This window comes from Psychrobacter sp. TB20-MNA-CIBAN-0197, from assembly GCF_040309765.1.
Lineage (GTDB): Bacteria > Pseudomonadota > Gammaproteobacteria > Pseudomonadales > Moraxellaceae > Psychrobacter > Psychrobacter submarinus.
This window is the reverse complement of the sequence record NZ_JBEOPC010000472.1, coordinates 1-277: the sequence shown is the minus strand read 5'-3', so window position 1 is coordinate 277 and position 277 is coordinate 1. Positions and strand designations below refer to the sequence as shown.

Annotated in this window: 1 protein-coding gene; it reads left to right on the top strand. The window is 57.4% G+C overall.

Features of this window, described 5'->3' with window-relative positions; genetic code table 11:
* Positions 1-24: 24 nt before the first annotated feature.
* Positions 25-277, top strand: a 253-nt coding sequence (locus AAEY83_RS14550) for a hypothetical protein (RefSeq protein ID WP_351059972.1), incomplete at its 3' end; no start/stop codon positions are given.

Genomic DNA, 277 nt, shown 5'->3' with positions numbered 1-277 from the left:
CATCAGCACACCGATGAACTGATCATGAGCTCCAACGACACCGCCGCCCCGGCGTTAAAGGAAATCTTCAACGCCGAGCGCTTGCAGCACATCGCTGACGAAATGAGCGCGGTGTACCCGGCGTTCAAGTCCAAGACGTTTCTCAAACACGCCCAGGACGGACTCGCTGAACTGTCAGTAATGCAACGCATGGCGCGTGTCAGCGAAAGCCTGCATGCCGTGTTGCCGCTGGATTACCAAGATTCCCTCGAAGTGCTTTTCGAACTCGCGCCACGGC